This is a genomic window from Candidatus Bathyarchaeota archaeon (assembly GCA_026014735.1).
GTDB lineage: Archaea > Thermoproteota > Bathyarchaeia > Bathyarchaeales > Bathycorpusculaceae > Bathycorpusculum.
Genome location: JAOZHT010000002.1, coordinates 118211 through 139333, shown reverse-complemented (window position 1 = coordinate 139333; position 21123 = coordinate 118211). Strand labels below are relative to the sequence as shown.

Below are 21123 nucleotides of genomic sequence, written 5' to 3'. Positions count from 1 at the left end.
GGACTCTGAGCTTATTAGACCATCGTTTGTTGCGGAAAACCAATGTGCTGCTTAGAGGTTGGGCGCGTGCTACAAGAAAAAATCTCTCAGTGAGTAAGAAAAAGAAGGCTTGCTGGAAGCTGCTTTAGAGTGGCCAGCCTTTGATTAAGCCTATGTGAAGAGCGTAGTCTGTTCCTGAAGCGCCAGTGCTCATTGTGAAGCCGCCGCCTTCAACGTTACTGCATGTTCTTGCTCCAGTGAGGTAGAAAACGCTTTCGTCCACGGTTGTTTGTCCATTGACTGTTGTGACTTGCTGGGTTAGATATTCGGTTATGACTGGGCGCCCGGGCAGGTTGAAAGTAAGGGTAGTTGTCACCAGCATGATGCCTTTTCCAGTGGCTTGGTTAGCTTCAACATGGAAGGTTTCTTGGTAACTGAAATCCTTGGGGTAAACGTAGGTTTTGCCATCGATTGTTACGTTGCAGCTCACGATGCCTGAGGCTGGTCTATATCCGTCAACTATCATCATCGGGGGGTTAGCAGTGACTGTCACCACGGGATTATTAAGGACAGCTTGGAACTTGTAGCCGACATACTCGTTACGGGTCCATCCCCAATTAGCCGTAACTCCCAAAACAAGACTTGCAGCCAAAACAGTAGTCAACAAAATCGCCAAAACTGCTATTCTTTTCTTCAATTGATTCACCTCCACTGTCATCTTAAACGGCGTCTATCAACGCCACCCTGAAAAATATTAAATCATTCGAGCCACTTAATATTGGACTGGTGACTAAAGTTAGTCACCTACCTGCGCTGGGAGCAAAATGAGTGAAGAAGCGGTCAGGAAAGTCCTTCAAGATTTTGGGCTAACAGAGAAAGAGACAGATATCTACATCTTTGTGGCTAAACACGGCGTGTTAAAAGGCGGAGAGGTGGCCAAGCAAACTCATACGTCCAAAGCCCTAGTCTATCGCATACTTAAGAGCCTGCAAGAAAAAGGCATCGTGGAGTCCACGTTAGAGTTTCCCGCCCGCTTTTCGGCGGTGCCCTTCGAAGAAGTGATAGATCTCAACGTTAAATCAAAGCTCAGTGAAGCTTCGCGGCTTGAGGGCGAAAAGAAGTTGCTTCTTAGTCACTGGAAACAAGTTGATAGACCCGAGGCTGCTTTGTCGGTTGAAAGATTCGCTGTGATAAATGGGAAGCAAAAAGTATACCGTAAGCTTTCACAGATGGTTAAGCAAACAAATACAGTGTTTTCAAGCATTATTACCTCAAGAGATCTTGCCCAAGCCAACTGCTTTGGGGTTTTTGATGAGAATCCCAAGGGTTTGCGGTCTGGTGTGGATTTCCGTTTTCTAGTGGGGCCCTCTAATCAAAACTTAGACGCTGCAAGAAAGCTTCTAAGTGACTTAGAAGCAAGGATTCCTGAGGTTCAGCTGAGAATGCCTGAGGTTGGCGCAGTCATTTTTCCTCAGATGGCTATTAGAGATAAAGAAGAAGCGATGTTCCATATTACCCCCAAGGATCAGCGTTCCGAAAAAGGGGACGATATGGTCCTTTGGACGAACTGTAAATCGCTGATAGATGCCTTTTCCGTTCTCTTTGAAGATTCATGGCAGAATTCTGTGGTCTTGCATAAACAAAGAACAGGCGAACTGGAAGAGCAATTGTTTCCTGAAAAGATTGAGGTTATTGATGATTCTGATGCTGCATTGAAGAAATACCGTGAAGCAATACGTTCATCCCAAAAAGAAATTATTATGGTAACCTCATGCGAAACCCCTTCAGAGGTAAGTAGAACCAAAGAGATCCTCACTGATCTTGTGCAGGAAAACGTCGATATCAAATTGATGGTTCCAATTACCAGCAATAACAAAGCCATTTTAGGGGAGCTCTCAAAGCATTACTCGGTTAGGCATGTACCTGTGGGCTGCTTGGCTACGTCGATCATCGATGGCAAGCACCTTTTTCAATTCAAAAATGCGCCCTCTAACTCCGAACTGCTTTTTGAAGAAACCTTCTATACCACCGATTCTGATTGCGTTTCAAAAACTAGGCGAATGCTGACTGATATGTGGGAACATGCTCAGGTGCCGTCAGCCACTACTATTCAGTCTATACTTCAGGAAGTTGATCCCCAATTATCTTCTCTTCCAAGGTGTCCGCCAAATGCCTACGGCTCACCATTTGTAATCAACGAAAAACCGGCGGGAAGCTTGATTGAAAAAGATGTTATGGATAAGATGATTATTGCTAGGAATAATAGAGTTGATATTCCTCCTGGAGTTATCGACCGCCGGTATGGCAGTATCGGTTTAGCAGTTATTCATCCGCCGCCATATTTGAAGCTGCCCGATTTAATGATTGTTGTTAACAAAATTGAGAAACAGTCTAGCTTAGGTGAAGAGGATGCGATAATTTTTTTGTCATGGCTTCAAACTCCTAAAGGGGCCGCCTACTTACCAGTCGCAATAATAGGAGACAACCCTAAATCACATGAATTCTGGAAGTGCATGAACCAGCGCAACCCAGCAGGCAAAAATACGTATCTTCTAAACAAAGAGGAAATCGAGATACGCATCCACGGTAACAACTTATTCGCGGATTGGACTGTGCCTGTTCCGCTTTTTCCCCCGCAGTACACTCTTCCTCCTGCATGTGTATTAATCGAAGGGTATGGAGAAGTTAAAACGGCCGCGTACACGGTGGCTCCTCCTTCAGGCTACAGGATTCTGAGGGAAGAGAATTATCTAGATGCGTTTGTCACATTCTTTCATCAGTCAACCAAATATTCTGGGCCTGGAACCGACGGATACCTAATCAGGGACTCTATCATAACCATTTTTTCGCCCGAAACAGGAACCGCATAATAGCTTTAAGTTCCAAACACTATAGACTTCTATACGGCGTTAATTATGCAATCGAAAGCTGTTGCGTTGACAATAACATTCGCTGCAATCGCAATCGCGCTAAACGCAGTAAGAATACCTACAATTTTTTGGGCACGCAACTTTTTCCAATTCAGCCAAATACCCATTGTCGTGGCGTTCCTTCTGTTCGGATTAACCGTCGGCATACTGGTTGGTTTCCTCAACCTACTCGGCGCACTCGCCCTGTTTCCTTTAGGTCTAAATGGTGTGGTTGCGTATTCGATGGATTTTGTTTCGCTGCTGGTGATGTTTGTAGGTTTGTATTTAGCAAGCAAACTTGTAAATGGGCGCAGTTTAGCCAGGTTAGGGTTTGTGGTCACGCCGCTGGTTAGTTTGACCGCTTCTGCTCTGCTGCTAAGGGGGTCAATTATGCCTCTGATTGATTACAGCGTGCTATACCATGTTTTGATACCCACGTTTTTTGGGTTGACTTTTCCCGAAGTCGCCCTTTTAGGGTTGGTGCCCATCTTTGTCCTCTACAACATTGTAACCGTTCTCTACACGGTACCCATCGCCTACATGGTAGCATCAAAAGCCAGCAAGCATCTGAATATCCAACCGAACATATTATGTCTAACCTAAATTTGTCTGTACATTTTTGTTGGGCGGACCTAACCATGCGTTAGTAAAGGCAAGGCTTAGAAGTAGCATGTGGGTTGCCTTCTCCTCTGCCTACAGCCAGACCCGCCAAACCTGTTGGCTATCCCCTGCGTAATTAACAGGTTACCACTTATTGGCTATAAAGAAATGTGGCTGCCGACTTACCAACAACACCCGCTAGCATTTACTGCTTCTGCTCTGGCCCGCGTCCCTTGGCATATTCTTTGGCTTTTTGGGTGTGGGGATTAGGAAAACCTTCATTCTCAAGCCTGTTGCCCTCCGAGTAGAAGTGGTCGATGCCCCGCCCTAGGATTTTGCCCTGTCTTGTATGCATATCAAGGGCAAAGTCGGGGATGGGCAAAAACTTGTTTTCGTTCCGCTCGTGGTTAACCACGCTTAGGAGGTCGTCGGTGACCCGGCTTTTTTTGCTTCGACATAAACATACAACCGCGTCAACCAGAAAAAGCTGATAAGCCCCCTCCGCAAGTTTTGCTTTCTCGGTTAGATACTGCCTCTGCAGCAAATCAATCAGCAGCGACATAGTGGGGTCGGCGGGTCCAATGTCTTCCGCGGCGATTATTTTAAGGCGGTTCCAGAGCATGGTAGGGTTGAATTCCTCAAGTTCCAGGGCGAAATGCGCTGCCTCATACTCCATGCCCCGCCGGATGCATTTCTGCAATGCACTGAGTAATTCGTAGTGGTCATATCCATGTTTTGTAGGCGCCATATACTTTCACATTAGCCCTTTTTTGGGGGTTAAGGGCAAAATAGTTTTTGGTTTTTGATTAAAATTGATAGGTGGTTAAGAGTTGTGTGGAGATGCATGTGTAATGGCGAGCCATTTATGCATTCCCTCTTAACCAATTAAGCATAAGCTGTTTTTGCTATAATAGTTTATGAAAAGAAAATCTTTAAATTAAATAAAGATTGTAACTGCATTTAGTTAGCGCCTAAATAGAAGAGTTTTATTAAAAAGACAAAAGTAAAAAAATTAGTTGGGTACCGCTTCTAAACCGATTGGACTTCCAGAATCTCTGGAACCTGCGCCTTCAGGTGTGCTTCAATGCCGTTTTTCAGCGTCATCTGCGCCATCGGGCAGCCTGCGCAGTGCCCCACTAGGCGGACCTTCACGATTAAGCCTTCCACGGCGACAAGCTCCACATCTCCGCCGTCCATCTGGATTTGGGGTCTTATCTCGTCGAGGGCATCTTGGATTCTTTTCTCGAATGATTCAGCCATACAATTCACTTGCCAAACTTGAACCTGAGTTGACTATAAAAAAGATTCCTGTTTTCTCGCCATTTTTTCTTCATTTTCCTGTTGGGCAAAGTCGAATGATTGGATAATTTTGAGTTATGTGTATTTACATTGGAAACAGATAAGCGAAATGCCAATCCATACCCAACTCTTCCTGCATGTCATCCAGAGAAAACCAAATACTATGGCTTAATCTTCATCGCCATCTTAGCTGTCCCACAGGCGTGCTGCTCTACTACATAGCGCAGGGACCGCTGGCTTTTGCAGTCGCCATCCACAGTATCCTACTTGGAGTGCTGGGTGTGCTCTCTTACTTCACCCTCAAAAGCAGCAGCCGCAAAATCCCAAGTCGCCTCCAAAGAGCAACCCCGCAAGCAGTGTCTTCAAAGAATATTTTCGATGTTTTGATTCTTCAGTTTGCTGTCAATCAGGCTTAGCAGCTGGTCGGGCTGGATGGGTTTGCCGATGAGGGCATCAGCGCCTTTGAGGCTATTAAGAGCCTCTGCCTTGCCTGTTAACATTATCTTGAGTGTCCGAGGCGAGGTATGCTGGATGAGGGGGAAAAGCTGGGTGCCCTCCATGTCGGGCAAGCAGAAATCGATGAGTGCCACGTCGAATTGGCTGCTGCATATTTTTTTGATGGCTTCTCGGCCTTCTGATGCCACCTCGACGGTGTAGCCTCTTCGCTGGAAAATCTTGGTGAAGACACGCAGAATCGCATGGTCGTCGTCGATTATGAGAATGGATGGTTGGCTTGACTTAAGCAAGCACAAAAGCCTCATGTTCTAGAGCATCTGGTAAGTAATAAAAATTACGGCGCAAAATGTGAATGGAAACCAACTTTTCAGCAAAGCAGTGTGCTTTTCTAAAACTGTTTTTTCTCGTGGGCTTGAAAAACTTAAAATATGGTGCTACAAGCTGTATGTTGGTTTGAGGCTCAACCCCTTGCAGAAGCAGAAACCTGAAACTCGCACCTCAATCGTGGGCAAATACATTGGTTGGATAGCCATAAGAGTTGCAGTTATCGTCGTGCTTTTTGTGCTGCTGGAAACCGCCTACCGCTTCGGCGCCTTCGAGTTTGCCGGAACCGAGGAAACGCAGTTTATGATTTACAGTGCCCTCCAGAAAGTTGTCTTCTCCGGCGTGGTCTGGTTCTTTTTAGCGGCTTCTAAAAATATCATTATCCCAGCAATCATCATCACGCTTTCACCTGCAATGGGCAAAATCGTCCGGGACAAGCGTTCGCGCCAGAGAACCAACAAATCCATAAGCCAATACCTTACCTACCTCATCTACTTCACAGCCATAATAGCGGTTATCCTTATCTGGGCATACTCCTTCATAGGCACCTGGGTCGCAAACGTCCTTGGCACAGGGTTAGTGGTTGCCTTAACCTTCATCCTGGGCTTGTTCACCTCAAGCGTGCTGGGTAACGTGCTTGCCTACTCTATTCTGGGTGGAACTAATGAATTCAAGGAGGGCGACCGCGTCCAAATCGGCGACAGTTATGGTGACATAGAGGAAATCGGTTTCTTCTTCACTCGAATTCGGACCATCAAAGATGAAATCATCAGTGTCCCCAACTTGATGGTTATGAATAAGGAAATCCGTAACTTCAGCGCCCTCAAAGAAGTCCTCATTTATGTACAGGTTACGTTGGGCTACGATATCGATAAAGAGCAGGCCAAGAAACTGCTTATCGAAGGAGCATTGAAAACTAAAGGCATCATTTCGGTGCCAAACAAAGCTCCCTTTGTGCTGCTCCGTGACCTAGGCAACTACAGCATAACCTACGAAATAAACGCCTACACCGACAAACCTAACGACCTAATCAACATAAAAAGCGAACTCATCAACAACATACTCGACGAATTCAAGCATGCAGGCGTAGAGATCATGTCGCCCAACCACGTAGCCATTCGCGATTCCGCTCGGACGGTGCCGCCCCCCCTGCTGCCTCCACTCTTCGACAGCGCCCAAACAAAGCATCAACAATAATCAGTTTGGCGGCTGCTTAATCCACACTTTATTTTTTGCCTGCACCCTAATGCGCCCCTCCGACTGCATCAGGCGAATCTGCAACTCAACAAGTCGGTCGTTGCTGCTGTGGAATTCTTTTTTGATGGCGTCCTCCAGTTTAGGCAAGTTAATATGTTCAGCTGAGCCAACGATTCCCCAGAAGTAGCGTTGAATGTTCTCGCGGTGTTTTTCTTCCTCTTGGGGGTGAGTCATGGCGGCTACCTTGCGCAGTAGGGCCAGTCGCCTTTAGCTTTATGGTAGGCGGCGCATTCTTGGCAGTTGCTGTGTCTGGGGCAATCCCGCTTTGGACATGGACAATGGGGAGCTAAATCAACCATAAACAGTTACCTTTTCCGCTGGATATAACAGTTCTTTTATTTTGGTACACCCATAGGAAATGTATTCAGGTGCAAGTGAGGACGAGCATTTGGTAAGTATACTGAATTCCCTCAAGAAACTGGCGGTTTTCCTGTTTCTTACGGTCGTTTTGGCAGGTATCACCATCGCGGTCTTTGAGTTCTTCATCGCTGGCCCCACCAACCTGCCCATGCTGCTTGAGCGTCTCGGAACCATAACGATTATTTTCTTTTTCTCAGCTATCGCCCTGTATTTTTTAAGCAAAACCAAACGGCTCCTAACACCACACATTGGCATACGCGCCGCCACCATCATGCAGTTTCTCCTGATTGGACTTGCAATCCTCATAATTGCCTTCAGCATCCTTGCAAGCTTTAACGTCAGCTTAACCACACTTATCACAAGCGCAGGCATAATCACCATCACTGTGGGCTTAATCATCTCCACCTTCGTCGGCGGCATTCTCTCGGGAGCCCTTGTCTTTACAAACTATCAGTTCCAAGAAGGCGAAGACGTCTTAATCAACAATGTTCCCGGCAAAGTTATAGAGATGAGTGCGCTGGTTATGCGTATCCGCACCGATGTGGGGCAAATCACCATACCTAACAGCGCCATTGCGTCAGGCGGCGTCATCGTTACTTCGGTGCGTAAACCCGAAGCCACACAGGAAACGCGTCTTATCTATAAGGTCGGGGACCGCGTCATCACCTCTTTCAAACTCGAAGAAGGCATAGTGAAGGAGGTCACGGCTTTCCATACGGTGGTGCTGCTGGATTCAGGCAGAGAAATCACTTTCCTAAACAACAGCGTCCTGTCAGGCGCGGTGGCGATAGCGAAAATCACACAGAACCCCACACCAACTTAGAGTAAGCTTGGAAAACCGATAGTTGTTTCTTGCCTCTGAAAGGGAGGCTGGTTAGAGGAATAGCTCAATTAACCGAAACGCTAATCCCCCAATCAACAGGGCAACACCGATGTTGGCTGCGGTTATCACGGCAGTTGCTTTCCACCCGAATTCCTTGCCAAGTATCGCCACTGTCGAAATGCAGGGGATGTAGAGCATCGCAACCAGCGCCAGCACCACCAACTGCACCGGGGTAAAGCCAAGCAGCAGATTCGTGGTGCCCAGCATCGCGACGGCGCCGACAAGGATCAGTTCTTTGCGGACCGTGCCCAAAATCAGCAGTACACCTGCCATAAGGGGTAAGCCCAGCCACCACACCGTCAGAGGCGCCATAGCGTCGCTTAGCGGCGTAAGCAGGTCATAGGCGAAGGCAACCTGCAGCAGTGCACTGCCCACGATGTATATGGGGAACACTATGTAGATGATGGATTTGGTGCGTGCCCAAGTCTGTTTAAGCACAACCTTGGAGGAGGGTCGCTTGAAACTACTCATCTCCATGATTAGCCCAGTGGATTTGCCCGGCACCACCTTCATGGCGACTCTGCCCAACGCGAAAATCACCACGACATCCACCACGTAGAGCAGCAGAGCCCACTGCACCCCTACAAACAAGCCGACCATCCCGAAGAGGATGATGGTTCGGGCTGAGCAGGGCGCAAAGGTGATGGCGAAGGCGGCGAGGAGCCGTTCGCGTCGGGTTTCCATGATTTTGCAGGCATGTATCGCGGGGACATTGCAGCCGTAGCCGAGGATTATGGGGATGAGGGCTTTGCCGTGCAGTCCCATTTTGTGCATGGCGCTGTCCATCATGAAGGCGACGCGTGTCAGGACCCCGGAGTCTTCAACGGCTGCTAGGAGCAGATAGAACGGAATCACAAAGGGGATAATCAGGGTTAAACCCGCGGCTATGCCGCCCCAGACACCGTTTAAGAGGATGCCTACAATCGGCATCTCAGTGGTTAAGGCGGGGTCTATGGGCTGAATCATGTTTAACCCGCCAGCAATCAGCGTTGACAGGGCGTTGCCGACAAAGAATGTCCAGAGCAGCAGCCCCGCTATGACGCCCACAGAGGTGACGTATCCGAAGACATGGTGTGTGGTTAAGAGTTCAAGTTTATCCTGAAGGCTGCTGTGGATTTCGGTTTGCTGAATCGCCGATGCAGCAATGGAGCTTGCCAGTGCATACCGCTCTGAGGCGATAACGGAAAAGCAGGGTTCTTCACAGCTTGCCTGAAGCTCGCCCGCGATGGCTTTGGAGGCGTCGAGAATCGTTTTGGATTTTCCGCCAACTATCTTGCTGATTTCGCTGTCGCCCTCCAGCAGCTTAATCGCCAGCCACCGCGAGGGATACTGCAGCTGCAGGTTTTCTTTCTCAATTACATGCTGCAGCTTCTCGACGTGCTCTTCAACGTCTCGGCGGTAGGTGAGGTGCTTGGTTTTGGGTTTTTCCAACCCGACCCGTACAACTTCGCCCATGAGTTCATAGAGGCCTTCGCCCCGCGTAGCCACCGTTAACACCACGGGCACGCCGAGTTCTTCTTGGAGTTTTTCTTTATCTACGATTATGCCTTTCTTTTTTGCTTCATCCACCTGGTTGAGGCATACAACCATTGGAACACCCATCTCCATCAGCTGGATGGTGAAGAAGAGGTTTCGCTCCAGAATGGTTGCGTCAAGTACGTTAACTACTGCGTCAGGTTTCTCTAATGCAATGTAGTCTCGGGAAACCATCTCCTCCATAGAGAAGGTGGAGAAAGAGTAAATCCCGGGCAAATCGATAACTGTGACATCGTAGCCTTCAAAACGCAGGTGCCCTTCGGCGCGGTCCACGGTTTTGCCGGGCCAGTTGCCAATTATCTGATCTGAGCCTGTAAGCTGATTAAAGAGAACGCTTTTGCCCACGTTGGCGTTGCCAGCTAACGCTATCGTCAAATGTTTGCCTTTTGGTTCCATGGTTTTTTTGTTAGGGGACATCTGGCTTCACCTATGCTGCTTCTTTGGGTGTGGGCTCAACGAAAACCTTGGATGCGATGCCTCTGCCGATGGCGAGTTTGGAGCCGCGGACAGAAACCTCGATGGGTCCGTCGAAGGGCGCTGCCTTTAAGAGCGTGATTTTGGTGCTGGGAGTTAAACCCATGTCTAGGAGGCGCTGAAGCACCGTGTGGCCGCCTCGGATAAAATGGATTTTTCCTGATTGCCCCGCTTTAAGCTCGCTGAGGGCAACAAGGTTTTCTTTGCGTTTGCCAACTTCTTCAAGTCCCATGCTGTGGAGTTTTATGCATTCCTCGCATGTGGCGAAGGGTAGGTCGCAGGCGGGGATTGTTTTGCCGTCGTCGCTGCATACGTCGGGGTGCTGTAGAAAGCGGCATAGGGATTCTTCTGCTTCGTCGGAGAGGGCGTGTTCCATGCGGCAGGCTTCGGTGTGGACTTTGTCTTTGCCGATGTGGAGTACGTCGGAGAGGAAGGTTTCTAAGAGGCGGTGTTTGCGGGTGACTCTTTTGGCTTCTTGGAGGCCTTTGTCGGTGAGGGTGCTGCCGTGGTAGGGTGAGTAGGCGACGTAGCCTTCTTCGCTGAGTTTTTTGAGCATTTCAGTGACGCTGGCTGGTGCTACGTCTAGTTTTTGGCTGATTTGGCTGGTGCTGACTAATTCGCCGTTTTTGTGTAGGCTGTAGATGGTTTTTAGGTAGTCTTGGGTTGATTTTTGTTCCATGTTCCGTCGCCTGGGTTTAGGTATGCCTAAACCTTAGCTTTTAACCATATAAAGTTTTAGGTGCGCCTAAAAAATTTTCAGGGAAAAAAGCTACATAACATCAAACAAACCGCCGCAGCCGCTCCAAACTCCAACAATAACGATGCTGCATCCAATTGCCGTAGGCAAAAACCAGCCTAAACTTGTTTCAGTATAAATAGAGGGGGGTCTATAGGCACAGCAGCAGCAAGCCGCCCGAGAATCAGCCAATGCGGCAGCTGCTAGATGCTATGGAGCAATCTTTCCGAAACCTAAAATAACCCGTTGACAAAACTATAGCGTCTTGAGGTTAATGTTTCGTGTCATCAATCATCGAGGACCTCATCGCACGTAAAGTTTTCAATAATCGCGGAGAGGAAACCATAGAAGTCGACGTTATCACCGCTGGTGGCTTCGGACGCGCAGGCGCACCCGCCGGTAAAAGCCGAGGCAAAGCCGAAGTAATCTACTATCCCCCCGGCGGCGTGGAGGCAGCCATAAAAAAAGTCGACGAACTCATAGCACCTGAACTTGCAGGGCTAAACGCGGATTTCCAAGAGGAAATCGACGACACCCTCCACGAAATCGACAGCTCAACCGACTTCAAAAACATCGGCGGCAACACGGCATTCGCCATCAGCCTCGCCAATGCCGAAGCCGCAGCAAACAGCCACGGCTTGTTACTGTTCCAGTTTATCGGCGGAAACGCCGCAACCACCCTGCCCTATCCGTTAGGCAACTGCATCAGCGGCGGCGCACATGCACGGGGCAAGGCACCTGCAATCCAAGAGTACCTTGCGCTTCCACATGGCGCAGAAAGCTTTCTTGAAGCCCAAACCGCCAACACACAAATCCACAAACGCATCGGTGATGCGCTGAAAAAGAAGTCAACTTCTTTTAATGGTGGAAAAAGCGATGAAGGCGCTTGGATTGCTAACATTACCACTGATGATGCCTTTGAGGTAATTGCGCGTGCCTGCGAGGAAGTAGGTAACGAGCTGGATTTTGAATGCGGTTTTGGCATCGATGTGGCGGCTTCAAGTTTCTGGAAGCCTAAAGAGGAACGATACGTATACGAGATGGAGGGTAAGAAACGCGACACAGCCGAGCAACTGGAGTATATGCTTGAGCTCATAGAGAAGTATCATCTGGCCTACGTCGAGGATCCCTTCCAAGAGGACGATTATGACAGCTTCGCGGAGCTCACCAAGAAATCTAAGAATTGCTTAATCTGCGGAGACGATTTATTCACCACCAATACTGAAAGGTTAAATAATGGAATAAGGATTAACGCTGGAAACGCCATCATCATCAAAGTCAACCAGATAGGCACATTAACCGACGCAGCTGAAACAATCGAGACAGCCCAGCGAAACGGTTACCGTCCTGTAGTCTCCCACCGCAGCGGCGACACATGCGATTGGCACATCGCTCACTTAGCAGTCGCCTACAAATGTCCCATCATCAAGACAGGCGTGGTGGAAGGCGCACGAATAGCCAAACTAAACGAGCTCATACGTATCGAGCATTTCCTCGGTGACCGAGCCAAAATGGCTGACTTAAATATACGCTAAAGAGAAGTTGAGAAAGAATGTCTGAAGACCAAGTTAAAGAAAACCAACCAACCGAAAACCTACCGGAAGAAGAGCCAGTGGAAGAAACTGAAGCGGAAGTAGAGGCTCCCCAACAAGAGGAAGAAATCGAAGCTGTTGAACCCTCAACCGAAGCAGAGGCAGAAGAGGAACCTGCGGAGGCTCAGGAAACTCCGCCTGAGGAAACCCTGCTTTTACCACGGGACACTCTACTGAGCGCAGGCATCCACATCGGCACCAGGATGAAGACTCTGGATATGGAGCCTTTCATTTACCGTGTTCGCCCAGACGGCCTTTTCGTTCTCGACGTCAAGAAAACCGACGATCGCATCCGCACAACCGCGAAGTTTCTGTCGCGTTATGAGCCATCCAAAGTAGCGGTTGCAGCTACACGTCTCTACGCGCATGAACCCGTCCGTATGTTCTGTAAACTCACCGGCGCCACTCCGCTCATCGGCAGATTTATCCCCGGTCAACTCAGCAATCCCCAGTACAAAAACCGCGTTGACCCCGAAGTTATCGTTGTCTCAGATCCACGCGCAGACGCCCAAGCCGTCAAAGAAGCCAGCAGAGTCGGCATCCCCATCGTTGCCCTCTGCAGCACCGACAACGAATTCACCGGTGTAGACCTAGTTATCCCCACCAACAACAAGGGCCGCCGTGCACTCGCAGTCATCTTTTGGCTGATGGCAAGGCAAGTGCTCCGCGAAAGAGGCGAAATCGCACCCGACCGTGACCCACCAGTCAGCATCGAGGACTTCGAAGCCAAGGTCACCCGCGAAGAGGAGGATGACACTTAAGGTTTGCCCACTCTTCGGCGTCCAGTTGTTGCTTCTCGTTTCTATGAGGGCGACGCCGAAGCGCTCAGGGCACAAATTACCTCCTGTTTTCTTGACAGACTTGGTCCACAAAAACTCCCCACGGTTAACATGCACAGTTTTCCCCGTTGCATCGTGGGCTTAATTTCTCCACACGCAGGCTACCCCTATTCGGGTCCAGTGGCGGCATCAGGATTCTACGAGTTAGCCGCAGATGGCAAACCCGACACAGTCGTGCTGCTTGGACCCAACCACAAGGGATACGGCAGCGGTCTCTCAATCATGCGCGAAGGCACCTGGCAAACCCCGCTGGGCAATGTGGATGTTGACTCGGCGTTGGCAGACGCGATTCTATCTGAAACCACCGTTTTGGACGTGGATGATTTGGCTCATCGCTTCGAGCACTCGCTTGAGGTGCAACTGCCGTTTCTGCAGTATCTCTACGGCAACAACTTCAAAATTGTCCCGATATGTTATCTGCTGCAGGATTACACCTCCGCCGTAGAGTTGGGACGCGCTTTAACCGAGGCACTTGACGCAACCAACACAATCGTCATCGCTTCCTCAGACATGACTCATTATGAATCCCCGGAGGCAGCCTCAGCAAAAGACCAAGCTGCCCTCAAAGCAGTCACCGCGCTGGACGCCAAAGGCTTCTATGACACCGTCGAACGCCAAAACATCACTGCCTGCGGCACAGCACCCATAACTAGCCTTATAACCTACGCCGTCGGCGTCAACGCCAAAGCCAAGCTGCTGAGCTACCATAACAGCGGCGAAGTCACAGGCGAACCCGAAGTCGTCGGCTACGCCTCGGTGGCATTTAAGAAGTAGTTTATTCTGGGAAACTGAGGGCGAATTTTGGTCTCTTTTCCCGAAATGTTAGCTTTAACAGAATCTCTCCAGAAAAACGGTTTGCCCAGAGGAACTGCTAAGTAAAGTTAGTTTAGTAGATCCTCAAAGAGCATTTTGCTTTCCGCTATCTGCCCCATAGATGTGCTATGGTGTAGCTCCAGCGTTATAGGCCCCCTATATCCGTGGCTATGCAGTGCCGAAAGAAAATCCGTCAACTCAGAGGTCGCCTCGGTGAAGGGCTGATGGGACCGGTTGGCCATATGCACATTGCATACACGTTTGCCATATGTCTCCAGCAACTCATCGACCACATGTGTCTCCAGTGCATGGCAAAAATCAAAGGTTACCCCCATCTCCCCTTTTGGGTCTATGATGCCCAGAACCTCATCTAGCTGCTCAACGTTTTTGCCAAACCCCGTGGAGTTAAACGACAGATTCTCCAGCGACAACTTCACACCCAGCTTCTTGGCAAACGGCACAATCTCGCCAAACACCGCCTCCAAAACCTGCTTCCTCACCTCCCGCGGCAGCTTCTTGGAAACGTTCGAATGCACCGTCATTAGCGGGGCATGTAGGGCGCGGGCGCATTCAAGCGAGATTTTGCCATAGTACACTGCCTGATGCACCTCAATGGGGTCTTTCACGTGCAGCACCGCCGAGTGGAGGGTGAGGCAGTTAAGTCCCGAGGCTTCCAGCGCCTTCTGCTCGCGGTACACGTCGGTGTCATGTTCCTTTTTTATCGATTTCATGTTGAACTCGATATCTTGGAAGCCCAGTTGTTTAACGGCCCCGAAGTTCTCGTTTATTCGAAGTTTGCTAAAGATTCCGTTGGATAAACTCAGCTTCAATCCAAAGCCCCACATGAATGTGTGGCTGCTTGGAAAAAAGCCTTATCTTTCCCTGCGGCGCAGCTTTTCAGCGTCGCCGATGTGGCGTGGATTCTCAGCGGTGTTCATGGCTGGTTTGAAGCTGCGCTTCTTGAGGGTTTCCTCGATTTCTATCTCTTGTTTGCTCATATGCAAATTTTAGTCGCTGATTGGAATAAGGGTTTGTGGGTGCCCTTGACTGCACAGCTAAACCGGCCACTGCCCATGGCAATGCTCAACTCGGCTACTCCATGTTTCTGCGTTTCAGCGGCTGCTGTGGAATAAAGCTTTAAATTCCGCGTAGGTTAGAGAAGTGGTGCAAATCAACCTTTGCGCATCTTTGCGCCGGGGTCTCCTAGCCCGGCAGGGAGCAAGCCTGGAGATACCAATCTTCAGGAGGGTACCTGTTAGCTTGTGGCCTCTCGGGGCCGCGGGGGTTCAAATCCCCCTCCCGGCGCCAGAATGCGTGGTCTTAATGCTAATTTGCCTGCAGTTAACAGTGATCGATTGTTCTGCTTAGTCCTGTTTTTTCCTGTAGAAGGTTTTGCTCCTTGGGGTTTTAACCCACACGTATTGCTTGTTTAAAATAGTGTCAAAGAAAGCTTTCGTGCAAACCCATATGTTCACAAACGCAAAAACTATGTCGAAGAGGAAAACGGAGATTTCGCGTAGACGCCTGCCGGTAAGCTTGATTCCTACCATGTAGAATGTGGGTATTGCAAGGAAACAATAGAGAAAGTAAGAGCTGCTAAGGATTAACCATGGCAGTGGTGCCCAATTTATGAAAAAGGCTCTCATCGGAAAAATAAATGCAATGCTCAAAATAAACAGTACAATAGCAAAGAAAGTTAACACTGGTATAATATAGTAGGCTAAGTAAAGCTCCAGGTAGAGTTTGCGCATCTTGGGCAAATCGGCTTTTAACACTTTTTTCCAGTAATCAAGAAAAACCCTGTCGTGTCCCCGTGACCAACGATAGGTTCGTGTTTGCATAGCCCTAAAATTGTTCACTGCTTCCTCCAAGGAGAAAGCTTTGCTTTCAGAAACCACCTTAAACCCATTCAGATAAATCCGTACGCTAAGATCAGTGTCTTCAGTAATCGAGTCTTCATTAAAGAGACCAATCTTATCAAAAATGTTTTTTTTAATAGCTAATGTGCTGCCAGCAACAAATAATGGTAAACCCATGGTTTTTCCAGCCTCAAGATAAACCGCGAAGCCTGGATCCCTGTTTATTGTGACAATTTTTGTGCAGGTATTCTCATTCTCGTTGATGTAGTGGGTTGATCCTTGCACTGCAGCCACTTCCGCATCGGAGTCCATCAGTTTCGACACCAATATTTTAACGCAGTCGGGGTCAGGTTTGTGATCTGCATCGAAGAAAACTATGATGTCCCCTGTCGAGGCTTTTATGCCCTTGTTTATTGCGGATGGTTTTCCTCTGCGTTGGTTTTCTTTGCCGTGAATTACCTTTAGCTTAAACGGAAGATTGTTGATGTATTTCTCTAATAATTCAGATGTGTTATCAGTTGAGTTATCCTCAACTATTATGATTTCAGCTCTTAAATTCGGATAGTTTATGCTTGCTAAGGCAGCCATGGTTGTTGGAACCACAATCGCTTCATTATGCATCGGTACAATGATGGAGACCTTAGGATAATTAGCAAGTTGAAGTAGCGGTGGCGTTTTTTCTTTTTTCTTCAGCAGAGTTCCAAAGGATATTATGTAATAAAATGAAGCGTAAACAACTAATGCAATTAAAGAAAAAGTATAAAACAGGTCAATCAAAAAAGCAATAGATGAAGATAAACCAAAAATGACGCGTTACCCCCTCGCCTCATTTATTTTTTGACGTCTGCAACGTGTAGATTAGAGACCAACCAAGATACCTCACAATAGGCAATCTTCCAAGGATATCTTGAACCAAGAAGAGCCTCAGCAATCTAGGATTCCTATTGAAGACGCCGATAGAAACGGGGGGAAAAAAGAATGTGGATGTCAAAGATTCAATTTCTAGATCATACCTCGTCAGGGTGTTTCGGAGGTAAAGCGGGGTGAATAAGTAGATGTGGTCGTTAAATTTGCCTGTTTTTTTTAGTCTGCTTTGCCTTTCTTTCTCTGCGAATGAATATGGTGAAGGCACCGAAATTATACAGCGGCAGTTTCTGTCAGCGACCCTTCTGATTTCACATATAGCGGTTAACGGTTCCGGGAGATGCTCGAGTACTTCAGAACAAAGAATTGACTTGAAAACCCCCTTTTTAAATGGCAACTTCGCGGCGTCTGCTTGAACAAAGCTGGCGAATTCCCTTCCCTTTGAATCATGTTTACTTCTTTTGGCTTTATTGAGAAAAGCCTTGGATATATCCACAGAGACAGAATTCAAATTCAGGTTCTCTTCGTAGATGCCTAATCCGCAACCGATATTTAGGAATGGAGAATGGAACCCTTGGGCCTTTTTTAGAATAACTTTCATTCTTTCGCTGAAAAAAAATCGTTTCGAAGGCAATTCCGATTCATAGGTGCTTGCTTTTTCTTCTGAAGAGCCTACTTTTTCATAATACTTTTTGAGCTGGACCCTATTAATTGCTGCTATCGCTGATTGTAATTCTTTTATCTGGGGGATACTGTAGTCTGCTTCGTATTCATCGTCCAAAGACAGGTTTCGATACTCGCCAGTCAACGTTCTTACCGTCAGTATGCCCATCTTTTTTGCTGTAACAAAATCTTTTTTGGGGTTATCCGCTACAAAGACGCATTCATGGGGTTGGGATTCAAGCTTACGCAGGACCAATTGATACGTGAATGGGGCAGGCCGACGGTTCTCTCTACCATAATCATCCGAGACCACTATCGCATCGAAATAGCCAAAAAGAGATAGGGCTTTGAGCTTTGAATTCTGAATTTCACTTCGTCCGTCAGTTAAAAGGCCCAGTTTGATTTTCCTGTTTTTTAAGCTTTCAAGAACATCATGTACTCCAGCGTACGCCTCTAATTCTGCAGGGTGATAAGATAAGAAAGCATCGACTGCACCGTCAATAAGCTCCTTTGCATGTGAGGTTACTTGCAGGTTATGAATAAGTAAATCGAAAATTTTTCCCTGATCACTTCCTTTGGCTTTAGAAATCTCCAGCAAACATCTTAAAAGATAATCCTCGTCAAGATTCAATCTGTAACTAAGAAACCTGGCTGATTCTCGGAAGGCACCCTTAAGATAATCATATTGATCGTATAGTGTATCGTCAAGGTCAAAAACTACCGCTTTTAACATGCAATATACCGCCTCAATTCATAAGCAATCTGCTCCGGCGACTTACCCGCGAAATCAGGCACCGGATACTCCAGCTTCTTAGCCCTGTGCAATTCAAGCAGGATTTCCAGAATTCTTCTTCCAGCGCCAGGTTTTCCGAAAAGATTAGGATTTGCCGGAAAAAGGCACTTATCCTCTTTGACGGTCATGTTGAAAGCCTCAAGAATCGAGGCAGTCACAGGTTTCACTAAGCGGTTATTTCCTGCAAAAACACTCTCCCACCGTGGGGTGCTGGGTCTAGCGGTAATTGTAGGCTTTCCCAGAATCGCTGCTTCTTCCTGTACGCCCCCCGAATCAGTTAGAACCAAGTCAACATTAACCAAAACACTAAGGAAAGTAACATAATCGAGCGGTTCAGTGATAAGAACACTGTTTCTCTCAAGTTTCCCATAGAGGTTAGCGGCTTCAAGTTTAAGTCGCGTTCTGGGATGGAGCGGAAATATGACGTTGCAGGTTTCACTTATCCTTTCTACTGCGCCGATTATCTCAGTTAAGTTTTGGGTTTCGGTGTTTTCCGCTCGGTGTATGGTGATTAGAATCGATTTATCTTTAGGTAATTTTTTTAGGAAACTTGGGGTATAGAGATTTTTAGCCATTTCTTCTATGGCATCCACGATAGTGTTGCCGGTAACAAAAATGTTCTTGTCATCGATTCCTTGACTTCGCAGCATTGAACGAGCAATTTCTGTGGGGGCAAAATGATAGAAAGCGCAGGCACCAGCTATTCTTCTATTAATCTCTTCCCAGCTTCTCTCGTTAAATGATCTAAGGCCAGCCTCAACATGGCATAAACAGATTCCCAGATTTCTGGACACCAATGCAGCTGCAGGAACAGTGTTTGTGTCGCCTTGAATCAACAGAACGTCTGGTTTTTCGTTTGAAAGCACCCCTTCCAATTTATCTATTAATCGAGCTATCTGTTTAAGGGAAGATTTTGAGCCTACTTTAAGGTTATAATTAGCCTTTGGGAGATGAAAATCATCCATGAAGGCTTTGCTGAGGGTATAATCATAGTGTTGGCCAGTGTGTATTAGCAGCAACTCGATTTCTGGATGCTCTTTTGCTGCCCAGATTATGGGCGCGAACTTTATAATTTCAGGTCTTGTTCCAAAAACACAGGCTATTTTCGTTACAATCGCCTAATTAAGTAATGTATAGGTTCAAAGGCTTCTGCATATTCGGTGTAAACTTGTGTGCCTCTAAATCTAGCCATAGTTTCAATCACTGGTAATATCAAGGAATGCCCGTTGTTTTGAGATGTATGTGCTTCGATGGCATGCATCTTATCTTTTATAGACATGGAGATGTCGACGAATAGAGTGGGGAAAAAAAATTGGCTAACCGAGGGCAGTTCACATGATAAAACATCCACGTCGCGGCGGGCTGCAGATTCAACTGCTTTGCAGGTATTCCGGTGGTCTTGATGCCTATCTTTGTTGCTTGTTGTATAAATCAAGGTTGCCTTCGATTTTTCTATACAATCATCAATCAAAGAAACCGTGTTTGAGCAATCCGTGACATTTCCGTCTTTTAAACCTCCAAAAACAAGGTCATTTACGCCAAGCCTTCGTACGCTTTCTTTCGCTTCGGCAAGCCTTAATGCGCTTGGAGCATTAAGGTAGTCACTGCAGAGAATCAAGAAAGTGACTTTGTCGCCGTTTTTTATGTGGCGGATTACTGTGCCGCCGCACATTACTTCGGCATCATCAGAGTGTGGAGCAACCACAAGCACGTTCATATCAAATTCATCCTAGGCGTTAAATCTGATTTCGGAAGGACCGCTGTAGGTTGTCCTTTGAAGACTATTCCTTGGTTTAATCTGTAATACCATATGCCTGTTTGATTTGGGATGCATACGTTTTCATCATACGTGTTTTCGACGAGCATTAATGGCATGTTCGCATCTGATTCCGTGGACAGAATCAGTGTTCCTGCGGGTCTTGGGCCAATCTCGATGACTCTGACTGGGTCGGACCTGAATTGAACCATGAAAATGTACTTCAGATTAAAGGTGGTGAGGATTCGGTTAATGGGTTCAATGAAGGGTTTAGAATCAACAATCCTGCTTACAGTTGCAACGCCGCTTTTCACTCGAATTCTTTCTCTTGCAACGATTTTTTTCAGTTGCGACTGCTCATCGGCAAGAACATCCACTGTATATTCGGGTTCAGAGAGGTATTCCTGCACAAGCATTTTTTTCTCCACAATTCTTCCGACAGCGTTTAAGGCTTTTAAGTTAGAAACCTTAAACACATCTTCGCTGCCGCGCCCTACTATTGGCTTGACTATTAATGGGAACCCTGCTTCTTTTGCAGCTAATGCTCTTTTTTCGTAAGGCCAAGTTTTCGGTATTGGGATGCAGTTGTCCTTCATCAACTGGGCAGATTTAAGTTTGTTTAAGCATTCTTCAACTGAGTTATATTCTGAAACGAAGACTTTGCAGTTAAACTCCTTTTTTACGCGGCTGATTACGGGGATTTCCTCGTCAACCGTGCAGAATAGGGCATCACATCCTTGGGAGAGGTTCAGGAGCGCGGGGATAAAAAGAGGGTCGTTGGCTTTGGGTATTACATGAAAAGCACTGGATAAGATTTGACCACTTGCGTACGGGTCTGCGTCCACACCAATTAGGTAGTAGTCGCTGCTTCGTTTAAGGCTTAATAGTATCGAGATACCGGCTGCTCCACCGACACCTGTGATTATTATTCGTTTCATTGAATGCCCCCTTCCCTTGCCTGCGGCCAAAGGACAATTTTTCGGACGCTATAGCCCGACACTTGCCATGATTTGGCGTGCAATTGGTGTTTATTTGTCTGCCATTACAATATAAATCTTATTGTAAAATTTCGGTAACTTGGGTGCTAGAGCAATTTAAAAACTGGAGCAAAATCGGCCTGTGTTTGGTGCG

21 protein-coding genes and 1 tRNA gene are annotated in these 21123 nt (G+C 47.4%); 8 read left to right on the top strand and 14 right to left on the bottom strand.

Annotated features, from left to right (window positions below; genetic code table 11):
• Nucleotides 1-124: 124 nt before the first annotated feature.
• Nucleotides 125-676, bottom strand: coding sequence for a hypothetical protein (locus NWE93_06565; GenBank protein ID MCW3999883.1), 552 nt, complete (start codon nucleotides 674-676; stop codon nucleotides 125-127).
• A gap of 127 nt (nucleotides 677-803) precedes the next feature.
• Here NWE93_06565 and NWE93_06560 point away from each other — a divergent pair, with 127 nt between their 5' ends.
• Nucleotides 804-2849, top strand: coding sequence for a hypothetical protein (locus NWE93_06560; protein ID MCW3999882.1), 2046 nt, complete (start codon nucleotides 804-806; stop codon nucleotides 2847-2849).
• Between the two features lie 45 nt (nucleotides 2850-2894).
• Nucleotides 2895-3491, top strand: a complete 597-nt coding sequence (locus tag NWE93_06555; protein ID MCW3999881.1) for a hypothetical protein — start codon at nucleotides 2895-2897, stop codon at nucleotides 3489-3491.
• 202 nt (nucleotides 3492-3693) lie between these two features.
• Here the strand turns inward: NWE93_06555 and NWE93_06550 are convergent, their stop codons facing one another.
• From NWE93_06550 to NWE93_06540, 3 genes are all read right to left on the bottom strand, one after another.
• The gene (locus NWE93_06550) at nucleotides 3694-4236 is read right to left on the bottom strand and encodes a hypothetical protein (protein ID MCW3999880.1); all 543 of its coding nucleotides are present in this window, start codon (nucleotides 4234-4236) and stop codon (nucleotides 3694-3696) included.
• Between the two features lie 281 nt (nucleotides 4237-4517).
• Entirely contained in the window at nucleotides 4518-4748 is a 231-nt protein-coding gene (locus NWE93_06545) for a NifU family protein (protein ID MCW3999879.1), read from the bottom strand.
• 401 nt (nucleotides 4749-5149) lie between these two features.
• On the bottom strand, nucleotides 5150-5533 hold the full coding sequence (locus NWE93_06540) for a response regulator (GenBank protein MCW3999878.1): 384 nt from the start codon (nucleotides 5531-5533) through the stop codon (nucleotides 5150-5152).
• A 178-nt stretch (nucleotides 5534-5711) separates the two neighbouring features.
• On the opposite strand from NWE93_06540, the gene NWE93_06535 reads away from it, so the two are divergent.
• The gene (locus NWE93_06535) at nucleotides 5712-6764 is read left to right on the top strand and encodes a mechanosensitive ion channel family protein (protein ID MCW3999877.1); all 1053 of its coding nucleotides are present in this window, start codon (nucleotides 5712-5714) and stop codon (nucleotides 6762-6764) included.
• Here NWE93_06535 and NWE93_06530 read toward each other — a convergent pair whose 3' ends face one another.
• Nucleotides 6765-6998 carry a hypothetical protein gene (locus NWE93_06530; GenBank protein MCW3999876.1) on the bottom strand — a complete coding sequence of 78 codons (234 nt, stop codon included), beginning with the start codon at nucleotides 6996-6998 and terminating at the stop codon, nucleotides 6765-6767.
• A gap of 214 nt (nucleotides 6999-7212) precedes the next feature.
• Between NWE93_06530 and NWE93_06525 the strand changes: the two genes are divergently transcribed.
• Nucleotides 7213-8007, top strand: coding sequence for a mechanosensitive ion channel family protein (locus NWE93_06525; GenBank protein MCW3999875.1), 795 nt, complete (start codon nucleotides 7213-7215; stop codon nucleotides 8005-8007).
• A 51-nt stretch (nucleotides 8008-8058) separates the two neighbouring features.
• Here NWE93_06525 and feoB read toward each other — a convergent pair whose 3' ends face one another.
• Together feoB and NWE93_06515 are read right to left on the bottom strand one after the other, a co-directional pair.
• On the bottom strand, nucleotides 8059-10020 hold the full coding sequence (feoB, locus tag NWE93_06520; protein ID MCW3999874.1) for a ferrous iron transport protein B: 1962 nt from the start codon (nucleotides 10018-10020) through the stop codon (nucleotides 8059-8061).
• A 10-nt stretch (nucleotides 10021-10030) separates the two neighbouring features.
• The gene (locus NWE93_06515) at nucleotides 10031-10756 is read right to left on the bottom strand and encodes a metal-dependent transcriptional regulator (protein MCW3999873.1); all 726 of its coding nucleotides are present in this window, start codon (nucleotides 10754-10756) and stop codon (nucleotides 10031-10033) included.
• Between the two features lie 338 nt (nucleotides 10757-11094).
• Here NWE93_06515 and NWE93_06510 point away from each other — a divergent pair, with 338 nt between their 5' ends.
• The 3 genes from NWE93_06510 to amrB are packed head-to-tail and all read left to right on the top strand — an operon-like array spanning nucleotide 11095 to nucleotide 14018.
• Nucleotides 11095-12348, top strand: coding sequence for a phosphopyruvate hydratase (locus NWE93_06510; protein MCW3999872.1), 1254 nt, complete (start codon nucleotides 11095-11097; stop codon nucleotides 12346-12348).
• Between the two features lie 17 nt (nucleotides 12349-12365).
• Complete coding sequence (gene rpsB / locus NWE93_06505) at nucleotides 12366-13166, top strand: 30S ribosomal protein S2 (protein MCW3999871.1); 801 nt, start codon at nucleotides 12366-12368, stop codon at nucleotides 13164-13166.
• A gap of 3 nt (nucleotides 13167-13169) precedes the next feature.
• Nucleotides 13170-14018 carry an AmmeMemoRadiSam system protein B gene (gene amrB, locus NWE93_06500; protein ID MCW3999870.1) on the top strand — a complete coding sequence of 283 codons (849 nt, stop codon included), beginning with the start codon at nucleotides 13170-13172 and terminating at the stop codon, nucleotides 14016-14018.
• 107 nt (nucleotides 14019-14125) lie between these two features.
• Here the strand turns inward: amrB and NWE93_06495 are convergent, their stop codons facing one another.
• The gene (locus tag NWE93_06495) at nucleotides 14126-14887 is read right to left on the bottom strand and encodes a sugar phosphate isomerase/epimerase (protein MCW3999869.1); all 762 of its coding nucleotides are present in this window, start codon (nucleotides 14885-14887) and stop codon (nucleotides 14126-14128) included.
• 42 nt (nucleotides 14888-14929) lie between these two features.
• Entirely contained in the window at nucleotides 14930-15055 is a 126-nt protein-coding gene (locus NWE93_06490) for a hypothetical protein (GenBank protein MCW3999868.1), read from the bottom strand.
• Nucleotides 15056-15249: 194 nt separating this feature from the next.
• On the opposite strand from NWE93_06490, the gene NWE93_06485 reads away from it, so the two are divergent.
• Nucleotides 15250-15365, top strand: a tRNA-Ser gene (locus NWE93_06485).
• 56 nt (nucleotides 15366-15421) lie between these two features.
• Here the strand turns inward: NWE93_06485 and NWE93_06480 are convergent.
• Genes NWE93_06480 through NWE93_06460 form a run of 5 tightly spaced genes read right to left on the bottom strand, consistent with a single transcriptional unit; the run spans nucleotide 15422 to nucleotide 20930 of the window.
• A complete protein-coding gene (locus NWE93_06480; protein ID MCW3999867.1) occupies nucleotides 15422-16693 on the bottom strand; it encodes a glycosyltransferase in 1272 nt (423 codons plus the stop codon).
• Between the two features lie 49 nt (nucleotides 16694-16742).
• The gene (locus NWE93_06475) at nucleotides 16743-18176 is read right to left on the bottom strand and encodes an HAD-IA family hydrolase (GenBank protein ID MCW3999866.1); all 1434 of its coding nucleotides are present in this window, start codon (nucleotides 18174-18176) and stop codon (nucleotides 16743-16745) included.
• A complete protein-coding gene (gene wecB, locus NWE93_06470; protein ID MCW3999865.1) occupies nucleotides 18170-19339 on the bottom strand; it encodes a UDP-N-acetylglucosamine 2-epimerase (non-hydrolyzing) in 1170 nt (389 codons plus the stop codon). Before wecB ends, NWE93_06475 begins: the two co-directional genes overlap by 7 nt.
• A gap of 5 nt (nucleotides 19340-19344) precedes the next feature.
• Nucleotides 19345-19953: a PIG-L family deacetylase gene (locus NWE93_06465; protein ID MCW3999864.1), complete on the bottom strand. Its 609-nt coding sequence runs from the start codon at nucleotides 19951-19953 to the stop codon at nucleotides 19345-19347.
• Complete coding sequence (locus NWE93_06460; GenBank protein ID MCW3999863.1) at nucleotides 19950-20930, bottom strand: ATP-grasp domain-containing protein; 981 nt, start codon at nucleotides 20928-20930, stop codon at nucleotides 19950-19952. The genes NWE93_06465 and NWE93_06460 overlap by 4 nt, the downstream gene beginning before the upstream one ends.
• Nucleotides 20931-21123: the final 193 nt, after the last annotated feature.

Bases quoted from the DNA above. Each gene is read 5' to 3' on its own strand.
- NWE93_06560 (MCW3999882.1), top strand. From the start codon at position 804: ATGAGTGAAGAAGCGGTCAGGAAAGTCCTTCAAGATTTTGGGCTAACA.
- NWE93_06555 (MCW3999881.1), top strand. From the start codon at position 2,895: ATGCAATCGAAAGCTGTTGCGTTGACAATAACATTCGCTGCAATCGCA.
- NWE93_06550 (MCW3999880.1), bottom strand. From the start codon at position 4,236: ATGGCGCCTACAAAACATGGATATGACCACTACGAATTACTCAGTGCA.
- NWE93_06545 (MCW3999879.1), bottom strand. From the start codon at position 4,748: ATGGCTGAATCATTCGAGAAAAGAATCCAAGATGCCCTCGACGAGATA.
- NWE93_06530 (MCW3999876.1), bottom strand. From the start codon at position 6,998: ATGACTCACCCCCAAGAGGAAGAAAAACACCGCGAGAACATTCAACGC.
- feoB (MCW3999874.1), bottom strand. From the start codon at position 10,020: ATGTCCCCTAACAAAAAAACCATGGAACCAAAAGGCAAACATTTGACG.
- NWE93_06515 (MCW3999873.1), bottom strand. From the start codon at position 10,756: ATGGAACAAAAATCAACCCAAGACTACCTAAAAACCATCTACAGCCTA.
- rpsB (MCW3999871.1), top strand. From the start codon at position 12,366: ATGTCTGAAGACCAAGTTAAAGAAAACCAACCAACCGAAAACCTACCG.
- NWE93_06490 (MCW3999868.1), bottom strand. From the start codon at position 15,055: ATGAGCAAACAAGAGATAGAAATCGAGGAAACCCTCAAGAAGCGCAGC.
- NWE93_06475 (MCW3999866.1), bottom strand. From the start codon at position 18,176: ATGTTAAAAGCGGTAGTTTTTGACCTTGACGATACACTATACGATCAA.
- NWE93_06465 (MCW3999864.1), bottom strand. From the start codon at position 19,953: ATGAACGTGCTTGTGGTTGCTCCACACTCTGATGATGCCGAAGTAATG.
- NWE93_06460 (MCW3999863.1), bottom strand. From the start codon at position 20,930: ATGAAACGAATAATAATCACAGGTGTCGGTGGAGCAGCCGGTATCTCG.